Raw genomic sequence first — 21275 nt, 5'->3', positions numbered from 1 at the left:
ATGTTAGAACGAACGTTGCGTGTATTAGAATATGAAAAAGTAAAAGAACAATTACTTGAACACGTTGCTTCTTCACTTGGACGAGATAAAGTAAAAGGGCTTGTGCCAAGCACAGATTACGAAGAAGTGGTAGAAATGCAGGAAACAACAGATGAGGCTGCGAAAGTCATCCGTTTAAAAGGACATGTGCCGCTCGGTGGGATTTTTGATGTTCGTCCCAATGTAAAGCGTGCGAAAATTGGTAGCATGCTAAGCCCGCATGAACTTTTAGATATTGCAAGTACGATGTATGGCAGCCGCCAGATGAAACGATTTATTGAAGATATGATTGAAAATGGTGTGGAACTACCAATTTTAGATACGTATGTAGCTCGCATTATATCTTTATATGATTTAGAAAAGAAAATTACAAATTGTATTAGCGACGGCGGAGAAGTAGTTGATAGCGCGAGTGAAAAACTACGTGGCATTCGCCAGCAAATTCGCACAGCGGAAAGTCGCATTCGTGAAAAGCTGGAAAATATGACGCGTTCTTCTAATGCACAGAAGATGTTGTCAGATGCAATTGTAACGATTCGTAACGACCGCTATGTAATTCCAGTTAAACAAGAATACCGCGGTGTATATGGTGGTATCGTTCATGATCAGTCTGCTTCTGGTCAAACGTTATTTATTGAACCGCAAGTTATTGTAGAACTGAATAACGCACTTCAAGAAGCGCGCGTGAAAGAAAAACAAGAAGTAGAACGTATTTTAATGATGTTAACAGAAGAAGTAGCAGCTGAGGCTGATATCATTTTAGAGAACGTTGATGTTGTGGCAGAGCTTGATTTCATTTTCGCAAAAGCTTTCTATGCAAAACGATTAAAAGCAACAAAACCAATTTTGAACAATGAGCGTTATATGAACTTACGCTTGGCACGTCATCCGCTTATTGATCCGAAAGTTGTTGTGCCGAACGATATTGTGCTTGGAAAAGACTTTACAACAATCGTTATTACTGGGCCGAATACAGGCGGTAAAACCGTTACATTAAAAACGGTAGGGATTTGTATTTTAATGGCGCAATCTGGTCTGCACATTCCTGTTTTAGATGAGTCCGAAATTTGTGTGTTTAAAAATGTGTTTGCCGATATCGGTGATGAGCAATCCATTGAGCAAAGTTTAAGTACATTCTCATCTCACATGGTAAACATTGTTGATATTTTAGAACAAGCTGATTTTGAAAGCTTAGTATTGTTTGATGAATTAGGAGCAGGGACAGATCCGCAAGAAGGGGCAGCACTTGCCATTTCAATTTTAGATGAAGTGTATAATCGCGGCGCACGTGTTGTTGCAACGACGCATTATCCTGAGCTAAAAGCATACGGCTATAATCGTGACCAAGTCATTAATGCAAGTGTTGAGTTTGATGTAAACACATTAAGCCCAACGTATAAATTGTTAATCGGTGTACCAGGACGAAGCAACGCTTTTGAAATTTCAAAACGTCTTGGGTTATCTGACCGTGTAATTGATCGTGCTCGTGGTCATATTAGTACGGAATCAAATAAAGTAGAAAATATGATCGCTAAGCTTGAAGAAAGCCGAAAGAACGCTGAGCGTGAATGGAATGAAGCAGAAGAGCTTCGTAAGCAATCTGAAAAACTTCATAAAGAACTGCAGCGTCAAATTATTGAATTTAACGAAGAGCGCGATGAAAGATTACTAAAAGCACAAAAAGAAGGCGAAGAAAAAGTCGAATCTGCGAAGAAAGAAGCGGAAGAAATTATTCGTGAACTTCGTCAATTGCGAAAAGCAAAGCTTGCTGATATTAAAGATCATGAGCTAATTGAAGCGAAAAGTCGTTTAGCAGGAGCAGCGCCGGAGCTTGTGAAAAAACAACAAACAAAAGTGAAAAACACAGCACCAAAACAAGTGTTAAGACCAGGCGATGAAGTAAAAGTATTAACGTTCGGTCAAAAAGGTCAGCTTCTGAAAAAAGTAAGTGACAACGAATGGAACGTTCAAATCGGAATTTTGAAGATGAAAGTGAAAGAGTCCGATATGGAATATATTAATACACCAAATCCTGTTGAGAAAAAAGCAGTGACAGCAGTAAAAGGAAGAGACTATCACGTTTCGTTAGAACTGGATCTTCGCGGCGAACGTTTTGAAGATGCGCTAGCACGTGTGGAAAAATATTTAGATGATGCACAGCTTGCGAGCTATCCACGCGTTTCGATTATTCACGGAAAAGGAACTGGAGCATTGCGTCAAGGTGTACAAGATTACTTGAAAAAACACCGCGGTGTGAAAAGCTTCCGTTATGGTGATATGGGTGAAGGCGGCCTTGGTGTTACAGTTGTAGAACTGAAGTAGGAAACCAAGCAAAGGGGAAACGGCTATGTTTATGGACAAACTTGCAAAAGTATTGTTAGCTTGTTGCGGAACGTTCTTTATTATTGGGGTTATATATTTGATGTTTTTTGCGAAATAAGGGAGAGGACACCGTTTTTTTGGTGTTCTTTTTCATTGTGTTTTCTAGGCACGAGTAGAAGATGTTATGTATAATAGAGAATGTTATACAGGAATAGAAGGGGACGCTATGATTACAACAAAAAAACTGTTAGAAGAAGCAACTAATTTTATTACAGATTGCTACAACGAGCTAGAAAAATCTCATGAAATACAAGATAGATTATCACAAATTGAATCTGAAATACAAATGACGGGAACGTATGAACATACTTTTGAGGAGCTTGTTCACGGGGCGCGAATGGCGTGGAGAAATAGTAATCGCTGCATCGGTCGTCTTTTTTGGAATAAGCTTCATGTATTAGATGCACGCGATGTAAATGATGCAGAGGGTATATATGAGGCATTGCTTCATCATATTCAATATGCTACAAACGACGGGAAAATCCTACCTACGATTACTATTTTTAAACAATACCGAAATGAGCAAAATCATATTCAAATTTATAATCACCAATTGATTCGTTACGCTGGATATGAAACCGAGAAAGGCATTATCGGGGATTCTCATTCCCTATCATTTTCATCATTTTGTCAAGAACTTGGCTGGAGTGGGAAAGGAACACATTTTGATGTGCTGCCGCTCGTATTTTCAATTGATGGAAATGAACCGGTTTACATGCCAATCCCAGAGGAATATGTAAAAGAAGTGCCTTTAGAACACCCAGAGTATTCATTCTCGTCTTTGGAAGTAAAATGGTATGGTGTTCCAATGATCTCTGATATGCGTTTAGAAATTGGCGGTATCTCCTATACAGCTGCTCCTTTTAACGGCTGGTATATGGGAACAGAGATTGGTGCACGCAATTTAGCTGACCATGATCGTTATAATCTTCTTCCAGCTGTTGCGGGGATGATGGGTTTAGATACATCAAGAAACAGTACACTTTGGAAAGACAAAGCATTAATAGAATTAAATATAGCAGTTTTACACTCTTTCAAAAAACAAGGAGTAACAATTGTAGATCACCATACAGCAGCGCAGCAGTTTAGTCAATTTGAGAAACAAGAAGCAGCATGCGGCCGTCTCGTAACAGGGAACTGGGTATGGTTAATTCCACCTGTATCCCCTGCAGCAACGCATATTTATCATAAGCCTTATCCAAATCAAATTCATAAACCTAATTTTTTTCATAAAAAAGGGTAAGAGCTTGTTATGTGGATAAAAGAATAACGTGGTATAGTTAGAAGGGACCGTTTATAGGTGATACTAAATAAACGGCCCTATTTTTGTGCTTCTAACATAGAGTGGTTTCATACATAAAAAAAGTTGGGACAAAACTTCTGACTTCGTATAGGGCCTTTCTTAACAGCTAGAAAGCATTGGAATGGAAAGGTAGGATAGGTAATGAAAACAGAAGTTATTTTAAAGGTTAAGACGAAATACGTAAACGAATTAAAAAGTGGCTATCCACTTATTTCAAAAGAAGCAATTATAAATTTACATGATGTGAATGTAGAAGGTACAATCGTAAAACTTGTAGACGACAAAAATAAGTTTATTGGTACAGGATATTATGGAAAGCAAAATAAAGGATATGGCTGGATCCTAACAAGAAAAGAACAAGAACAAATCGACCAAGCCTTCTTTGAAAAGAAGATTAAATCCGCTTTAAGTAAACGTCAAAACTTTTATGAGGATCCAGATACAACAGCATTTCGCGTGTTCAACGGTGAAGGTGATGGAATCGGCGGCTTAATCATTGATTATTATGATGGGTATTACGTAATTAGTTGGTACAGCGAGGGGATTTATCGATTTAGTAAAGAGATTATCCAGTCCTTACAGAATGTGACTACATTTAAAGCAATTTATCAGAAAAAGCGCTTTGATACGAAAGGTCAATATATTGAAGAAGACGATTTCGTAACAGGGGAACGCGGAGAGTTTCCAATCATCGTTAAAGAGAATGGTGTCAACTTTGCGGTATATTTAAACGACGGAGCAATGGTCGGTGTATTTTTAGATCAACGTAATGTTAGAAAGCAAATTCGCGATAAATATGCAAATGGCAAGACGGTCTTGAATATGTTCTCTTACACAGGGGCGTTTTCTGTCTTTGCAGCACTTGGCGGGGCGGCAAAGACGACAAGTGTAGACCTTGCGAACCGCAGCTTAAGTAAAACAATTGAGCAATTTAGTGTAAACAGCGTTGATTATGAAGCACAAGATATTATCGTAGAAGACGTATTTCACTATTTCAAATATGCAGTAAAAAAAGCGCTGAAGTTTGATATGGTCATTTTAGATCCACCAAGCTTTGCACGTTCAAAAAAATATACATTTAGCGCTGCGAAAGATTATAAAAACTTATTAAAAGAAGCAATTGCTATTACAGAAAATAACGGTATTATTGTAGCTTCAACAAATTGCAGTGCTTTCGGTATGAAAAAGTTTAAAGGCTTCATTGATACAGCATTTAAAGAAATGAATGGCAAGTATAAAGTATTAGAAGAACATTCATTACCAGAGGACTTCCGAACTATTTCACAATTTCCTGAAGGTGATTATTTAAAGGTAGTGTTCATTAAAAAAATGAAATAAAAACCTCTTTCTTTTTAGATGGACGAGAGCATCTGGCCATACGTAGAAGCGGTCAGTTCCTTTTTCTGCCACGTGCAATGTTAAAACAAAGGGAGAAAACGAGTGGAGATCACTTTTTGTTTTGCTTAGCAGTGACTTATACGTTGAAAAATCAAAATGGATTTATAAATTAGTAATAGAAGACATCAAAAAAGGAGCTCAGCTATAAAATGAGCTCCTTTTCTTATTACACAATGTGCTGTACTCTACCAACTTGTCCGTCTTGTAGACGTACTTTAATGCCATGTGGATGAGAAGGTGAGTTTGTCAAAATGTCTTTCACAATCCCTCTCGTTAATTTCCCTGTACGCTGATCTTGCTTTAGTACAATATCAACCTCAAGACCAGGCGATATGTTTGCGCGCTTTTGTCCGTTCATTTAAACACCTGTGCGTCTGCGTTGATTGTTCGGTTTCTTCGTTTGTTGATTTTGTAGCTTCTTCGTTGCTTGACTTTGATTTTGCGCATTGGCTCCATTTCCATTTCCTTGCTTTTTCTTCGCAAGTTGCTCACGCATTAAATCGGCTAAGCTTACTTTTTTATTTTCTGACATATGAAATCTCCTTTTATATACATTGAATTGTAAACATTCATAGTGAATTCCATCATATCATTGTTGAAGGAAGAAATGAAGCTACACTATAGGGAAATAAGAAGTTCTATAGGGATTTTCGGGTGGGAAATGGGTCGTGGGTCTTTAATAGTGTAATAAACATGGGAGAGCGACGACGGGGTTGGTTAAAGATAGTCCATGAAGAACCCTCCACCATTTTTAAATTTTTTGGCTCTGTTTAACTTGTTTTTTTATTTTCTTCAAATTAATAAGCGTATTCGAAATGAAACTCGAATACGCTTATTTTTTAGAGTAGCAAATAATTATTAATCAGCCCCATCTAGTTGTTGAACGTAATGAGCAAGTTCTAAAGGCTTTTGCTTTTTTAAATAATAATCTTCTGCTACCCAATATCTATTTTGGTATTTCTTTAATCTCTCTTCCAAATTCCCTATGTATGTATCACGATGAAGTACACGCTCGTATCTTATCTCTCTAGGGCAATCTAAGAATACTACGTAATCATAAACTGTTTTCCATTCTTCCCTCAAAAGAAAAATACCTTCAATGATTACAATACTTTTAGGTGATATCTTTATCGTTCTCTGTGTAAATGTATCTTTTTCCTTGTTGTAAAATGGCAAAGATAGATACTTTTTGTTTTGATACAATTTGTCGTATAAGTGTTCTTTTAGATAATTAGTATCCCATTGTAACTGATAATATTCAAACCATTCATCGTGCCCTGTATTATATCTTTTAGCTTTCTCAACAATATGGTCATCTATATGGATAATTACTACATTATCTAGGACATTTTTCAGTTGATGTACTAATGTCGTTTTCCCAGCACCACTTAAACCATCTATCGCAAGAATAAAGGGTCTATCTCCATTATGCTTTTTGTACTTTTCTTTTATTTGTTGCTTTAAACAATCCCATTTATCCATTCAAATTATTGTCCTTTCTGCCTTTTTCTTTTATTACAAGTTATTATTCTGCAAATATTTCCAAAAACCTTGTTATGCTATCGTTTTTCAGCATATAGATTGCTGCTTTTTTTCATAGAGTGATTGAGTAGTTACATTATTTTTTATATTCACGAAAAAATTCTGAACCTTTTTACATAAAAGAGCGAATATAAGAGTGAAAAATACTTTAAGGGAAAAGATTTACAAAAATCTTGAATCTATTGATGGTGGAAAGGCTGGTGAGTTATAAAGGCTGGTATTATTAAAGGGATGGATAGCAAGATGAAATAACACTAGATTGTAATGAATTTGTAAAATGGCACTATATACAGTAGGAAGTTATACACCCCTTAGAAAGAGGTTCAACACCATTTAAGGTATGGAGTGAATCTAGAAATATAGACTATTTTACGAGAAGCAGAGGGGGGTCCTAACCATGGACAAAACAGAATGGCAGGAATGGCTAGAAAGGATGGTTGCTGGTGACCAAAAGGCCTTTCAACATATATATGAAGCGACGAGTAAAGATGTATATCGAACGGTATCGTTTCTCGTTGTAGATCAGCATGATGTAGATGACATTGTGAATGGAGTTTATATTCGCATGTGGAAATCATTTGCGAAGTATGACCCCAGCCGCCCGTTTTCATTTTGGTTACATAGCTTAATTGTACATGAGATACAAGATTGGAGAAGGAAATTGTGGCGCAGATTCCGGATTCTCGAGAAGAGCAAAGAATTTTGGCAGGACCAGTTTCATAGAACAGATGAAGAGGTGCTGCATATGGAAACACGCAGTGAATTGCTAGAATTAGTGAAAACACTATCGTATAAGCATCGTGAAGTGATAATTATGCGGTATTTTCATGAATACAGCTTGGAGGAGATTGCCTTACTTGTCGGCATTCCGGTCGGTACAGTGAAATCCCGGTTGCACACGGCGCATAGGCAGTTGCGAAAAGAGATGGAAAAGTCACCGATTGGAGAGGGGGACAAAGTAAATGGATTTTGAAAAACAATTGCGTGAAGAATTTCAGAGAGAGGCCGAGTATATGCAACCATCCAATAAATTGAAAAATAGAGTGAGTGATTCGTTTGAAGAATATCGTCAAACGAAGGTAATATCCAAAAGTTTGATCAAGAAACGAGTATTAATAGGTGCTGCTGCCGCAGCATGTATTGGAGCTATAACTGTATTTAGTACCGCTATGCCAAGTTATGCGAATATGTCTTCGTTAACCCCAATCTTTAAGCCCGTATTAGATTATTTTCATATCAAAGAAGGGACAGAAAAGATCACGAAAGAATCTGCTACCGTTAAGGAGAGTAACGGGGTGAAAGTGACAATTAATAATACTGTGTACGACGGAGTGACATTAATCGTTTCTTACACCGTAGAAGGTAGTAAACCGTTTGATGAAGCGCCGAAAATAGAGACGGATAATAGCTATATTGTTGTATCAAAGGAGAAAAATTTCGTAGAACAGAAACAAGAATATGGTGAATTTAAAGATAAAGATCATAAAGTATATTCCGGAGCTATGACATTTGATTTCAATAACAGTAGCTTTAATCCAGACTTGCAAGCGAAGGAAGATGGAAATCGAATTAAGGTATCCGGTATAGCAAATAATTTTAATCTTTCTCTTAATATAGATAGATTAGGTGGAAGAGAAGGGAAGACGCATGGGAAATGGGATTTCGATTTGCCTGTTCAAAGTGTGCCAGCGAAACAAAGTGAGAAGGAAATTATTGTTAATAAAGATTTAAGTGCGTTACGCCCTAAGGCGAAATTAGAGAAAGTCGTTGTAACTCCTCTTAGAATTTACTTGCAAGGAAGCGCGGAAGAGAAAAATGGTGGAAGCTTTGATTATCTTGTATTGGATGACAAAGGAGAAGTCTTAAAGCAAATGGAGAATCAGATGAATATTATTGATGATAATACGATCTCAACAGCAGCTTTTGAAACAACTAGTCGAGATACGAAATCAATAACAGTCATTCCTTATCTATATAATAAGAAACACTCAGGGTATGACACGAAAAATAAAATTCCTGTTAATAAGGCTGGAGAAACGAAAGTTCCTCTCGGTAGTAACGAGGAAATGACCATAACTAGAATTGAGGAGAAAGCTGGGGAAACTTATGTATATTATAAAACAACGAAACCAATCAGTAATGAATGGCCATTCTTCTTAGTAGACGAAGACGGAAAAAAAGAATTTGGAAAGCGAGAAAAGCGTATCAGTACAGTCAAAGGAGAAGAATCTGTAGAGGTCTTTAGAACAACGTTTGGAGATAAAAAGTTATTTATCGTAAATCCGAATATCGTGTATTATGATCAAGCGTTTACGGTAGAGTTTAAATAAAATGAAGTAAGGTGAGCCTTCTCGTAGTTACGAGGAGGCTCTTTCTGCTTTATGCGTCTAGATTTAAGCCTATAGGAGGGATACTTACCTGTTTTCAAATCAATGAGAAATATGCCCTATATCCCGTTTACCAAATCCAACCACCATATTACAATATAAGTATAAATTTTCAAGAAAACGGGTGATGGTGTGCAACATAAAATTTTATTGGTAGAAGATGATTTATCTATTCAAGAAATGGTGAAGGGGTATTTAACGAAAGAGGGGTTTGTTGTAGCAGTAGCTTCGGATGGAGAGGAAGGGCTTGCTAAATTTTCACAAGATCAGTTTGATTTAATTATTCTTGATATTATGATGCCTAAAAAGGATGGCTTAGAAGTGATGAATATGATTCGGAAAAAGAGTTCTGTTCCGATTTTAATTATGTCCGCAAAAGATACGGATTTGGATAAAGCATTAGGGCTTGGGCTTGGCGCAGATGATTATATTTGTAAGCCGTTTTCTATGATTGAGTTATCTGCACGGGTGAAGGCTGGAATTCGCCGGTCGACTACGTATTCCGCTCCGCAGGAAAAACAAGATGACATGATTGTAATTGGGAGTTTGAAAGTCGATACGGCTAATTTTACTGTTCAAAAAAACAACGAAGCTCTTAAACTTACATCGAAGGAGTTTGAGCTTTTAAAGCTATTTGCGACCAATCAAAATCGCGTGTTTACGAAGGCGCAAATTTATAGCTTAATTTGGAATGAAGAATATTACGGTGATGAGAATGTTATTAATGTGCATATGAGAAGGTTGCGGGAAAAAATTGAGGATGATCCCTCTCAGCCGCAGTACATTAAGACCCTATGGGGCATTGGTTATAAGCTGGAAGTGATATAGAATGGTTATATTTTTAACGGCAATTATTTTTCTATTACTTGGTGTGATTTATTTTCAATATCGCACGGGGAAAAATCGAAGTGCGAATTTACGTTATACATATGAAAAACTGCAGATGATTCTAGAAAAGCAAACGAGTGAAAATTTATTAGTTGTGACAGATGATAAAGAATTGAAGTCATTATTAGTGGCGATTAATTATTTATTAGATGAAAAGAAAAAAACAATCGCTAAGCATTCAAAGTTGGAAATCTCCATGAGAAAGATGCTTTCTAACATTTCGCATGATTTAAAGACGCCGCTAACTGTTATTCTTGGTTATGTGGAAATTTTAAATGTAGATGAAACGATAAGTGAAGAAGATCAGAAGATATTATTAGAAAAGATTCATACGAAGACGTTAGAAGTGTTAGATCTTATTCATAAATTTTTCGATCTTGCAAAACTAGAGTCTGGCGATAAAGATATTGTAATGACGCGGGTTTATATGAATGAAATTTGTCAGGAACATATGCTGTCATTTTATGATTTATTAACAACGCAAGGATTTGACGTTCATATCGATATACCGGAAACACCGATATATGCACACGGAAATACAGAAGTTATCGGAAGAATTATGAATAACTTAATTTCAAACGCAATTGCCTACGGGGGAGACGGAAAAACATTAGGGATTACACTGCGAAGTGATGATCAATTTGTGTACGTGGACATATGGGATAAAGGAAAAGGAATCTCTGAATCTCATATCGATAAAGTATTTGAACGTATGTACACATTGGAGGATTCACGAAATCGTTTGTATCAAGGCAGTGGACTTGGACTTACGATTACGAAGCGTCTTGTAGAAGCATTAGGGGGAGAAATTCATTTGTCTAGTACACCTTATGAGAAAACCGTGTTTACGGTTATGTTAAGAAGAATTAATTTTTAGCTTGTAGAAAGAGCAATTCTACAAGCTTTTTTAACTTAAGAAATTTGTAAGGAATAGGTAAGAAAAAAGAGAATTCCATTTCTTATTATATAAAGTGAAACTTCCATCAGTGACGCTTTTCCCACTGATGGAAAGCCTGCCCAATCGGGCTTTTACGGGCAGTTATCCTCACCTATCTTCTTCGATTCTCTCAATTTTGAGGTGGGGGTCTTACTGCCCGTTAATGCGGGATAAACATAAAGCGAGTGCGAAAGGGGAATGAAAAATGACGTACGTATTGAAAACGAATCAATTAACAAAAGTTTTTCATGGTAAAGAAGTTATTTCTAACGTAAATATGCATGTGAAACAAGGTGAAATATATGGATTTTTGGGACCAAACGGTGCTGGTAAAACAACGATTATGAAAATGATCACGAATTTAATGAAGCCGACGAGCGGTGAGATTGAGATTTTCGATGAGAAATTAACAGGTACATCATATGAAGTGTTAAAACGAATGGGGACAATTATTGAATATCCAATCTTTTATGAAAAACTAACAGCTAGAGAGAATTTGTATTTACACTGCGAATATATGGGCTATTATGACAAGAAAGCAATTGACCGAGCGTTAGACCTTGTAAACTTACACAATGTTGATGATAAGCAAGTAAAAGATTTTTCACTTGGGATGAAACAGCGACTAGGGATTGCTAGAGCGATTACAACCAAACCAGAGTTGTTAATTTTAGATGAACCAATCAACGGTTTAGATCCAATCGGCATTAAAGAATTACGAGAATTATTTAAAATGCTTTGTAAAGAATATGGAATTACGCTGTTAGTGTCCAGTCACATTTTAGCTGAAATGGAACAAATGGCAGATACAATCGGTGTCATTCAAAATGGAAAGCTAATAAAAGAAGTTTCGATGAAAAGCATTAATGGACAACAAGCGGAGTATATTGAAGTCACGGTTCAAGATGCGAAACGAGCAGCTTATCTGTTAGAAAATAAACTACACCTGACAAATTATAAAATTATGGGTGAAAATATAATTCGTATTTATGACATGTCAGCAACGCAACAAGCTATTTCAAAAACATTGATTATGAATGATATAGCAATTGAGAGTATCAATAAAAAGAATAGTTCATTGGAGGAGTACTTCTTAAATCTTATGAATGGAGAGGGAATCCATGCTTAATTTAATAAGATTAGAACTTGTCAAATTTAAACTATGGCCAGTCATTAAAGGAGCCTTCATAGCGCTTCTTATTGCACTAGGGTTTGTTACATTAATTATGCTTGATGGAGAATTTAAAAGTTACGATGATGCCTTTCGGTTTATTGATAGTTTTGTGAAAGCAACCTTTATGATATTTGGGGCAAGTTTAATTGCTAAGTTAATTATTCAAGAATTTATAGAAAAGACAATGACAATCATGTTTATGTATCCGATCAATCGGAAAAAAATGATGATTGCAAAATTGATCATTATTGTGACCTTTACATTTCTTTCGATTGTCATTTCTGACATTGTAATTTTTAGTTTCATTTATATATTAAATGTATATTATTCAGTCATAACAGAGCCGTTAACGATGACAATTCTTTTGCAAAATGCATCCAAATTATTAATGAATGCCATCGCAGCAACTGGAATTAGCTTAATTCCCTTATACTTTGGCATGAAAAAGTATTCTGTACGGACAACGATTGTATCTGCGGTTATTATTATGTCCCTGCTAACATCGACATTAAAAGATCATTATTCCTTATACGATATTATTTTGATTCCAATTATATTAGCTTGTGCTGGACTATTGATTGCATATATGACTGTAAGAAAAATAGAGCAAGTGGATTTGTTTAAATAAATTAGGCGAACTAGGAGGAGAGGTCATTATGCTACACCTCATGAAGCTCGAAATGAAAAAGTTTAAATTTGGCTGGTATGTAAAAGGAGCGTTGCTTGCCAACATCATTATTACGGCCTTATTCATTTTTATGAACTATATCCAAAAAATAGAAAATGATATAATTATGACGAATGCTGAGGAGGCTTTTTTATTGATAGGGGCACTGGTGCGAGCAACATTTATTGTGTTTGCAGCAGTATTACTTGCGCAATTAGTTATTGAAGAATATAAAAATAAGACAATCATGCTCATGTTCTCTTATCCGATTAAGCGGAAGAAAATCATTGCTAGTAAATTAGCCATTATAGCGATACTGACATTTATAACAATTTGGTTATCTAATACGATTGTTACAGGTGCTGTCTTTCTTTTACATGGATACTTTTCGTTTATATCGTACTCGATCACATTTACTGAATGGATGCAGCAAGCGATCAATATGATTCCATTTGCAATCGCTGCTGCAGGTACAAGTTTAATTCCGCTGTATTTCGGGATGCGTAGGCATTCTGTTCCCATCACAATTGTATCATCATTGCTTGTCGTTTCATTCGCTTGTTCTTATAATCCAGGGTTCTCAATGGTTATGATTATTCCCATTCAGCTCGTCCTTACAGCTGTTGGAATTATAATTGCCTACTTGGCAATTCGTGACATTGAGAAAGAGGATGCGATTTAGTTTTACAGATAAGTTAAAAGAGTAATATAAAACACCTTTTTTTAGAGGGAGACGAGAGCAACTGGCCGCGTGTAGAAGTGGTCAGGTCCTTTTTTTGCCACATGCGAAAGGGAGAAAGCAAGTTGCGGTCATGTTGTATTTTGTATAGCAAAGGCTTATATCTCGAAGGTCTATTTAGGGAGGAACGATTATGGATTTACTTGTACTTAATCTAGTAGGTGGGCTTATAGCGCTTTTAATAGGAGGGTTTTTATATTACAGAAATCCAGTGCAGAAGTTTTATTTACTTTTAGTGGGGATAGGGGTGGCAAGTATAGTTATAAATGGAATTAGAATGCTTTTAAAATAGGTGATGATTTATTTTTAAAACACATAACGATTGCAAGAAAAACGCGCTCACCTGAGTCTGATAGAATATCGAACGCAGGTGAGTGCGTAACCATATAGGTCTTTTATCTACTTGATAGGAAACATTAGTTCTTTATTTTCATAAACTCCAACAAATCGTCAAAAACTTCTTGTTGATTCTGCCATAGTTCAGGCAAATTATCTAAGGGGAAAAATTTTAGCTGTAAGCTTTCTTCGTTATCAGTATGTAATGTTCCATGAAAATCCTTGCAAATATAAGTCAATTTCACTAAGGCAACTTGATCACCGTTAGATAGCGTTCTTTCGTATTTCTTTCCAGAATATACATTAAAGAATTCCAGTTTGCCTAATTTCAAACCAGTTTCTTCAAACACTTCTCTCCTTGCTGTATCTTCAACTGTCTCGCCAAATTCCATAAATCCGCCAGGCTGTCCCCACTTGCCGTTATCAGATCGTAATTGCAGAAGCACTTCATTCTTTTCATTCAATACAAAACAACCTGCGACCACCATAATTACTTTTTCATGTCCAACCATATTTCGTAAATAACTTATATAATCCATGTGTTTCAGCTCCAATATTCATTTATATCCATTATAAATGATACCAAAGAAATTTGTTTTGTTATCATAGAACAAAAACAAGGTTCCTCAAAAAAGAGGAACCTCGTTTTCATTTCATAAGCACATATTACATCTTCGGAGCTTCCATTCCAGCTAGAGCCCACTCTTCTTTTGCTGGTCCGTAAATGCCAGGAACTTTTAATCCTGCTTGGCGCATAAGGACTGTCATTTGCCCGCGGTGGTGGTTTTGGTGGTTAATGACAGTCATTAAAAAGATTGAATTAGGCATTGGTTTTCCGAAGAAATCATTTATTGTCTCTAAATCTTGATCTGTCCATTGTGTCTGTAATGCTTTAGTAAATGCTTCATTCATTTGACGATAGCTGTCCGCGATATATTGTGCTGAAGTTGGAACGGGGTAATCCTCCGTTTCTCCTTCGAATTTTAAGCCTGTTCTTGATGTTATAACAGGAACAGTTGTCACAATATGCCATGCAATGCGTCCTAACGTCCAATTGTCTGGTGTAATTTCTTGTGTTAATGATTCATCAGTTAGCATATCTAATACTCTTTGGGTTGAATCTGCTTCGTATTTCCACGCCTTTAAAAAACCTTCTACAGTTTGGAACATAGAAAAAACCTCCTATGGTTAGATTCAAATGGTAAATTCGTGAAAGTTTTGTAGTTTCCTTCTAGTATTTAAATTTACGAGAGATTTTTGTTAGAGTTACAGAAAGATATATGTATAGAAGGAGTTATATATAAATTAAAAAACGACATAAAAACCCCTTTCTTTTAAGGGAGACGAGAGCAACTGGCCGCATAGAAGCGGTTATGTTGTATTCTGCATAGCAGCGACTTATATGTCGAAAAATTAAAATGGCTTTATATAGTATTTGAAAAAAATTCTATAAAATGCAACCATTTGAATCTCTATATAGTCTAATAGGTGTACAAAAATATATACGTATATAAATCTTTTAAAGGGGGAGCTATATGGAGTTACTCTTAAAGCGAGCGCAAAAGGGTGATGAAGAAGCCTTTATTGAGGCAATTGATATCATAATGCCGCAAATGTATAAGGTCGCAAAAGCACGTCTCAAAAATGAAGAAGATATAGGTGATGCTGTGCAGGAAGCTATTCTTGCAGCCTTTAGTAATTTGAAGAAATTAAAAGAGCCGCGCTATTTTAAAACATGGATTATGAAAATATTAATGAATAAGTGTAACGATATAATAAGAAAAAATAAAATTGTATATGTCGAAGATTACGAGCAAGTTCCGAGTCAGCATACGATGAATGAAAAGATAGAACAAAAATTAGATTTCGAAAGTATTTTAAGCCATTTAAGTGCCGAGTACAGATTAGTGATTGTTTTATTTTATGTAAATAAATTTACGACAAAAGAAATAAGTGAAATTTTAAGTGAAAAAGAAGGAACGATAAAATCGAGATTAAGTAGAGCAAGGCAGCGGTTAAAAACATTTGATATTACTTCTTTTGATGAAGTAGGAGATCTCAAAGTGATTTTGAAAGATGAGAATGGAAAAGATATTGAGATTAATTTGAAGAAAGAATAATTGATAAAGAGAGAAGACTTTTGTTAAGAAAGTCTTCTTTTTTGCTTGTCCTTGTCTTTATTAACAAAAATGAATTCATCACCAATAATTTTGAGTTACATTTTCGTTATTAACGGGAGTTATTACACTTGTATGTTGGAGAATATTCGTAGGGTGGTAATAGGTTTACAATAGTCTGAATATTATGATTGTAACCGAACAATCCCTATACTATAATGATAATAAGCAACATGAATACACATTCATTTATTTTAGAACGGGCGTGCCGTTAAAGCGGGGGAGATATGCTTTTAAAAAGTAGAGAAGGGGGAGTTAGAAGTGGAAAAACCATGGCTGCAAAGTTATCCAAAGGAAATTCCGCACACGATTTCCTTTGATATGAAGCCTCTTCATATGTATTTGCAGGAAGCTGCTTCACAATATCCAGAAAAGAAAGCGCTTCATTTTCTAGGGAAAGATATTACGTACGCAGAGTTAGATCGTAAAGTCAGGCAATTTGCTAATTATCTTCGCAAACTTGGGTTGGAAAAAGGGGACAGAGTTGCGATTATGCTGCCAAACTGCCCGCAAGGTGTTATCGGTTATTACGGAACACTATTAGCTGGCGGTGTTGTCGTGCAAACGAATCCGCTTTATACAGAAAGAGAGCTTGAATACCAACTTCATGATTCAGGCGCGAAAATTATTCTTTGCCTCGATATAGTGTTTCCGAAAGTCAGCAATGTTCAGTCCTCAACGAATATTGAGCATGTCATTGTTACACGCATCGCAGATTATTTACCATTTCCGAAAAATTTATTGTATCCATTTGTACAAAAGAAGCAAACGAACCTCGTTGTTCATGTAAAAGAAAGTGAGAATATTCACGTTTGGAAGTCTATTGAACGTGCAGAGGATGCAGCGGTAGATGTGCCGTGTGATCCAGAAGAAGATTTGGCTCTCCTGCAATATACAGGCGGGACGACAGGATTTCCAAAGGGCGTTATGCTTACTCATAAAAATCTCGTGTCCAATACAAGGATGGGAATGCATTGGCTTTATAATTGCAGGGCAGGTGAAGAGGTTCTTCTCGGTGTATTGCCGTTTTTTCATGTATACGGGATGACAGCTGTTATGAATTTATCGATTATGCAAGCATATAAAATGGTTCTTGTTCCGAAATTTGATATTAAAATGGTATTAGAGGCGATTAAAAAACATCGCGTTACATTATTTCCTGGAGCCCCGACTATTTATATTGCGCTATTAAACTATCCTGAGCTTCATAAATATGATGTTTCTTCTATTAGTGCATGTATTAGTGGATCAGCTGCTCTTCCAGTTGAAGTGCAAGAACAGTTTGAAAGTGTGACAGGTGGAAAGCTTGTAGAAGGATACGGTTTAACAGAATCGTCCCCAGTTACACATGGTAATTTTTTATGGACAAAGCGAGTGCCTGGAAGTATTGGTGTGCCGTGGCCAAGTACAGATGCGCGTATTCTGTCACTAGAAACAGGTGAACCGCTGCCGGTAGGTGAGGTTGGCGAAATTGTTGTGAAAGGCCCGCAAGTGATGAAAGGCTACTGGAATAAGCCGGAGGAAACAGCAGCGGTGCTGAAAGATGGATGGCTGTATACAGGTGATGTCGGATATATGGATGAAAACGGCTTCTTTTATGTGAAAGATCGGAAGAAAGATATGATAGTGGCAAGTGGATTTAACGTATATCCGCGTGAAGTAGAAGAAGTATTATATGAGCATGAAAAGGTGCAAGAAGTGATTGTTCTTGGTGTGCCTGATCCGTATCGCGGTGAAACGGTAAAAGCGTTCGTTGTTGTGAAAGATGGTGTAACATGTTCAGAAGAAGAGTTAAATGCGTTTGCTCGCAAATATTTAGCAGCGTATAAGGTGCCGAGAGTATATGAGTTTCGAAAAGAATTACCGAAAACAACTGTTGGTAAGATTTTGCGTCGTGTGCTTGTTGAGGAAGAATTGCAAAAGCAAGGTGATGAGCAAACGGGCTAATGCCCTTTCTTTTTTTGAGTGAATAGCATTGACAATATTTAAAATAGTCAGTATTATTGAAATGTGAATGAATCATCATTCAGTCATCTTCTTGAAGGGGATAGTACTGTGAAAAAGAATCGACCTAAATATAATCAAATTATTGATGCAGCGGTGATTGTCATCGCAGAAAATGGATACCACCAAGCCCAAGTTTCCAAAATAGCAAAACAAGCTGGTGTTGCCGATGGAACGATATATTTATATTTCAAAAATAAAGAAGATATATTAATATCCTTATTTCAGGAGAAGATGGGAGAATTTATCGAAACAATTCGGCAAAAAACAGCAGGAATCGAAAGCGCTGTAGAGAAGTTATTTATGTTGGTAGAAACACACTTCTCTTTACTTTCGCAAAATGATTCTCTTGCTATCGTTACGCAACTAGAACTTCGCCAATCCAACCAAGACTTACGCCTCAAAATTAATGAAGTGCTGAAAGGGTACTTGCAAGTCATTGATGAAATTTTAGAAACTGGCATCAGGCAAGGAGAATTTCGCACGGATTTAAATGTCCGCGTGGCAAGACAAATGATTTTCGGAACAGTAGATGAAGTTGTCACCAACTGGGTAATGAGCGATCATAAATATGATTTGGTCGCAATTTCGAAAACGGTGCATGAGCTATTAGTAGCAGCTTGTGGTTACCGCAATTAATGGGGAGGGAGTACATTTGAATTTCCTATCTGTAACGGTGGAGGATTACATAGCAATTGTAAAGATTAATCATCCGCCAGCAAATGCGATGTCTTCACAAGTTATTAGTGAAGTTGGTGAACTGCTTGATGCAGTAGAAACGGATGAGAATGTGCGCGTTGTCCTTGTTCATGGGGAAGGCCGCTTTTTCTCAGCGGGAGCGGATATTAAAGAGTTCACTTCTGTTGAAGAAGCAAACGAGGCTACAAAATTATCACAACATGGACAAGTGATATTTGAACGTGTTGAAAAATTTACAAAGCCAATTATTGCGGCAATTCACGGCGCAGCGCTTGGCGGTGGATTAGAATTTGCGATGTCTTGCCATATGCGCTTTGTAAGTGAAACTGCAAAAATCGGTTTGCCAGAGCTAACGCTAGGATTGATTCCAGGATTTGCGGGAACGCAGCGCTTACCGCGTTATGTTGGGAAAGCAAAAGCTTGTGAAATGATGTTAACAAGCGATCCGATTTCAGGTGTGGAAGCAGCTGAGATGGGGCTTGCAAACCGGGCATTCCCTGAAGAAGTATTGTTAGAAGAGGCGCTGAAGGTAGCGAAAAAGATTGCCGGAAAAAGCGCAGCATCTGTCCGTGCTGTATTAGAACTTCTCCAAACAACGAAGTCTTCTCATTATTATGAAGGAGTACAACGTGAGGCGCAAATATTTGGTGAAGTGTTCACAAGCACAGATGGAAGAGAAGGTGTAGCAGCGTTTTTAGAAAAACGTAAACCTTCTTTTAACGGCAAGTAGTTCTCTATTTTTTTAATATAAATTAACAGAAAATTATAATTAACCAAATTTTCCTTAAAAAACAAGGGGGTAAATAGAATGAACATCTACGTACTCATGAAACGAACATTTGATACAGAAGAAAAAATCACAATTAAAAACGGTGCAATTTACGATGGCGAAGCAGAATTCATCATCAACCCTTACGATGAATATGCGATTGAAGAAGCAATTCAAGTAAGAGATGCACATGGCGGTGAAGTTACAGTCGTTACTGTTGGCGGTGAAGATAGTGAAAAAGAACTTCGTACGGCATTAGCGATGGGCTGTGATAAAGCGGTATTGATCAACATTGAAGATGATGTTGAAAATGGCGATCAATATACAACAGCAAAAGTGCTTGCTGAGTACTTAAAAGAGAAGGATGTTGACTTAATTTTAGCTGGTAACGTAGCGATTGACGGTGCATCTGGACAAGTTGGACCACGTGTAGCGGAAGCTCTGAATATCCCATATGTAACAACAATTACAAAGCTTGAAATTGACGGTACAAACGTGAAAATCGAGCGTGATGTAGAAGGGGACACAGAAGTAATTGAAACATCGTTACCTCTTTTAGCAACAGCACAGCAAGGTTTAAATGAACCGCGTTATCCATCGCTTCCAGGTATTATGAAAGCGAAGAAAAAGCCGCTAGAAACTTTAGAAATAGATGACTTAGATTTAGATGAAGATGATGTAGAAGCGAAAACAAAAACGATTGAAATCTATTTACCTCCTAAGAAAGATGCTGGAAAAGTGTTACAAGGCGAACTGCAAGATCAAGTAAAAGAACTTGTATCGTTATTGCATACAGAAGCGAAAGTAGTTTAAAAAATACTAGGATATCCAGGAGGGAAAACATATGGCTCGTAAAGTATTAGTAATGGGAGAAGTTCGTGACGGTTCTTTACGTAACGTTTCATTTGAGGCAGTAGCAGCCGCAAAAACAATTGCAGAAGGCGGAGAAGTGGTCGGTCTTTTACTAGGTGAAAGCGTCGCTTCATTTGCACAAGAACTTATTTCTTACGGTGCAGATCGCGTTGTGACAGTTGAAAGCGATAAATTGGCTTCATATACGTCTGATGGATATGCGCAAGCATTTCTAGCGGTGTATGAAGAAGAAAAACCAGAAGGAATTGTTTTTGGACATACGGCATTAGGAAAGGATTTATCACCAAAACTTGCAGCGAAATTAGAGGCAGGTCTTGTTTCTGACGTGACAGCGTTAGAAGTGGCTGGTGGTAATGTTGTGTTCACACGTCCAATTTATTCTGGTAAAGCATTTGAGCAGAAGGTTGTAACAGATGGAGTCTTATTTGCGACAATTCGTCCAAATAACATTGCGCCGCTTGAAAAAGATGAAGCGCGTACAGGCGATGTTTCCTCTATGACAGTCGATGTAAAAGATTTACGTACAGTGATTAAAGAAGTTGTCCGTAAAACAGCAGAAGGCGTAGACCTTTCCGAAGCAAAAGTAATTATTGCAGGCGGACGCGGCGTGAAAAGTGAAGATGGTTTCAAGCCGTTAAAAGAATTAGCAGATGTGCTTGGCGGAGCAGTCGGTGCGTCTCGCGGAGCTTGTGATGCAGAGTATTGCGATTATTCACTGCAAATTGGGCAAACAGGTAAAGTTGTAACGCCAGATTTATATATTGCATGTGGTATTTCTGGTGCGATTCAGCATTTAGCTGGTATGTCTAACTCAAAGATTATCGTAGCAATTAACAAAGATCCGGAAGCGAATATTTTTAAAGTAGCTGACTATGGCATCGTTGGTGACTTATTTGAAGTATTACCGCTTCTAACAGAAGAATTTAAAAAGTTAAAAGTACATTCTTAAGTTGCGGATAAT

At 36.9% G+C, this 21275-nt stretch carries 22 protein-coding genes; 17 read left to right on the top strand and 5 right to left on the bottom strand.

The features are described from left to right. The 3 genes from ACIGHG_RS13450 to ACIGHG_RS13440 all read left to right on the top strand — a co-directional run bounded on the left by ACIGHG_RS13450 (position 1) and on the right by ACIGHG_RS13440 (position 5062). Entirely contained in the window at positions 1–2361 is a 2361-nt protein-coding gene (locus tag ACIGHG_RS13450; protein WP_396548904.1) for an endonuclease MutS2, read from the top strand. A 226-nt stretch (positions 2362–2587) separates the two neighbouring features. Beyond that, on the top strand, positions 2588–3664 hold the full coding sequence (locus tag ACIGHG_RS13445; protein WP_336471051.1) for a nitric oxide synthase oxygenase: 1077 nt from the start codon (positions 2588–2590) through the stop codon (positions 3662–3664). A 201-nt stretch (positions 3665–3865) separates the two neighbouring features. Further along, positions 3866–5062 (top strand): class I SAM-dependent rRNA methyltransferase, encoded by a 1197-nt coding sequence (locus ACIGHG_RS13440; protein ID WP_336471052.1) that lies wholly within the window; start codon positions 3866–3868, stop codon positions 5060–5062. Positions 5063–5288: 226 nt separating this feature from the next. Here ACIGHG_RS13440 and ACIGHG_RS13435 read toward each other — a convergent pair whose 3' ends face one another. From ACIGHG_RS13435 to ACIGHG_RS13425, 3 genes are all read right to left on the bottom strand, one after another. Continuing rightward, the gene (locus ACIGHG_RS13435; protein ID WP_020060052.1) at positions 5289–5480 is read right to left on the bottom strand and encodes a YwbE family protein; all 192 of its coding nucleotides are present in this window, start codon (positions 5478–5480) and stop codon (positions 5289–5291) included. Further along, a complete protein-coding gene (locus ACIGHG_RS13430; RefSeq protein ID WP_336471053.1) occupies positions 5481–5654 on the bottom strand; it encodes a hypothetical protein in 174 nt (57 codons plus the stop codon). It abuts the gene before it with no gap. 326 nt (positions 5655–5980) lie between these two features. Then, the gene (locus ACIGHG_RS13425) at positions 5981–6604 is read right to left on the bottom strand and encodes a kinase (RefSeq protein WP_336471054.1); all 624 of its coding nucleotides are present in this window, start codon (positions 6602–6604) and stop codon (positions 5981–5983) included. A 457-nt stretch (positions 6605–7061) separates the two neighbouring features. Between ACIGHG_RS13425 and ACIGHG_RS13420 the strand changes: the two genes are divergently transcribed. From ACIGHG_RS13420 to ACIGHG_RS13385, 8 genes are all read left to right on the top strand, one after another. Continuing rightward, on the top strand, positions 7062–7637 hold the full coding sequence (locus tag ACIGHG_RS13420; protein ID WP_336471055.1) for a sigma-70 family RNA polymerase sigma factor: 576 nt from the start codon (positions 7062–7064) through the stop codon (positions 7635–7637). Next, the gene (locus ACIGHG_RS13415; protein WP_396548901.1) at positions 7627–8994 is read left to right on the top strand and encodes a DUF4179 domain-containing protein; all 1368 of its coding nucleotides are present in this window, start codon (positions 7627–7629) and stop codon (positions 8992–8994) included. Before ACIGHG_RS13420 ends, ACIGHG_RS13415 begins: the two co-directional genes overlap by 11 nt. Before the next feature lie 189 nt (positions 8995–9183). Further along, positions 9184–9879: a response regulator transcription factor gene (locus tag ACIGHG_RS13410; protein WP_336471057.1), complete on the top strand. Its 696-nt coding sequence runs from the start codon at positions 9184–9186 to the stop codon at positions 9877–9879. Position 9880: 1 nt separating this feature from the next. Beyond that, complete coding sequence (locus ACIGHG_RS13405; RefSeq protein ID WP_396548899.1) at positions 9881–10816, top strand: HAMP domain-containing histidine kinase; 936 nt, start codon at positions 9881–9883, stop codon at positions 10814–10816. A gap of 265 nt (positions 10817–11081) precedes the next feature. After that, the gene (locus ACIGHG_RS13400) at positions 11082–12005 is read left to right on the top strand and encodes an ABC transporter ATP-binding protein (RefSeq protein WP_396548897.1); all 924 of its coding nucleotides are present in this window, start codon (positions 11082–11084) and stop codon (positions 12003–12005) included. Continuing rightward, positions 11998–12678, top strand: coding sequence for an ABC transporter permease (locus ACIGHG_RS13395; protein ID WP_336471060.1), 681 nt, complete (start codon positions 11998–12000; stop codon positions 12676–12678). Before ACIGHG_RS13400 ends, ACIGHG_RS13395 begins: the two co-directional genes overlap by 8 nt. A 28-nt stretch (positions 12679–12706) precedes the next feature. Then, complete coding sequence (locus ACIGHG_RS13390) at positions 12707–13399, top strand: ABC transporter permease (RefSeq protein ID WP_336471061.1); 693 nt, start codon at positions 12707–12709, stop codon at positions 13397–13399. Positions 13400–13589: 190 nt separating this feature from the next. Next, complete coding sequence (locus ACIGHG_RS13385; protein ID WP_336471062.1) at positions 13590–13748, top strand: hypothetical protein; 159 nt, start codon at positions 13590–13592, stop codon at positions 13746–13748. A 124-nt stretch (positions 13749–13872) separates the two neighbouring features. Here ACIGHG_RS13385 and ACIGHG_RS13380 read toward each other — a convergent pair whose 3' ends face one another. After that, positions 13873–14331, bottom strand: a complete 459-nt coding sequence (locus ACIGHG_RS13380; RefSeq protein ID WP_336471063.1) for an NUDIX hydrolase — start codon at positions 14329–14331, stop codon at positions 13873–13875. 127 nt (positions 14332–14458) lie between these two features. Beyond that, positions 14459–14962 (bottom strand): DinB family protein, encoded by a 504-nt coding sequence (locus ACIGHG_RS13375; RefSeq protein WP_336471064.1) that lies wholly within the window; start codon positions 14960–14962, stop codon positions 14459–14461. A gap of 365 nt (positions 14963–15327) precedes the next feature. On the opposite strand from ACIGHG_RS13375, the gene ACIGHG_RS13370 reads away from it, so the two are divergent. The 6 genes from ACIGHG_RS13370 (at position 15328) to ACIGHG_RS13345 (ending at position 21263) form a co-directional block, all read left to right on the top strand. After that, the gene (locus ACIGHG_RS13370; protein WP_336471065.1) at positions 15328–15912 is read left to right on the top strand and encodes an RNA polymerase sigma factor; all 585 of its coding nucleotides are present in this window, start codon (positions 15328–15330) and stop codon (positions 15910–15912) included. A gap of 318 nt (positions 15913–16230) precedes the next feature. After that, a complete protein-coding gene (locus ACIGHG_RS13365; protein ID WP_336471066.1) occupies positions 16231–17916 on the top strand; it encodes a long-chain-fatty-acid--CoA ligase in 1686 nt (561 codons plus the stop codon). 108 nt (positions 17917–18024) lie between these two features. Further along, entirely contained in the window at positions 18025–18612 is a 588-nt protein-coding gene (locus ACIGHG_RS13360; RefSeq protein WP_461781904.1) for a fatty acid metabolism transcriptional regulator FadR, read from the top strand. Positions 18613–18628: 16 nt separating this feature from the next. Next, complete coding sequence (locus tag ACIGHG_RS13355; protein WP_336471068.1) at positions 18629–19402, top strand: enoyl-CoA hydratase; 774 nt, start codon at positions 18629–18631, stop codon at positions 19400–19402. Between the two features lie 78 nt (positions 19403–19480). Beyond that, positions 19481–20254, top strand: coding sequence for an electron transfer flavoprotein subunit beta (gene etfB / locus ACIGHG_RS13350; RefSeq protein ID WP_336471069.1), 774 nt, complete (start codon positions 19481–19483; stop codon positions 20252–20254). A gap of 31 nt (positions 20255–20285) precedes the next feature. After that, positions 20286–21263, top strand: coding sequence for an electron transfer flavoprotein subunit alpha/FixB family protein (locus tag ACIGHG_RS13345; RefSeq protein WP_090916497.1), 978 nt, complete (start codon positions 20286–20288; stop codon positions 21261–21263). The last annotated feature ends 12 nt before the right edge of the window (positions 21264–21275 follow it).

The organism is Bacillus sp. NPDC077411 (genome assembly GCF_044543425.1).
Lineage (GTDB): Bacteria > Bacillota > Bacilli > Bacillales > Bacillaceae_G > Bacillus_A > Bacillus_A bruguierae.
This window is presented reverse-complemented; position numbering and strand designations above follow the sequence as displayed.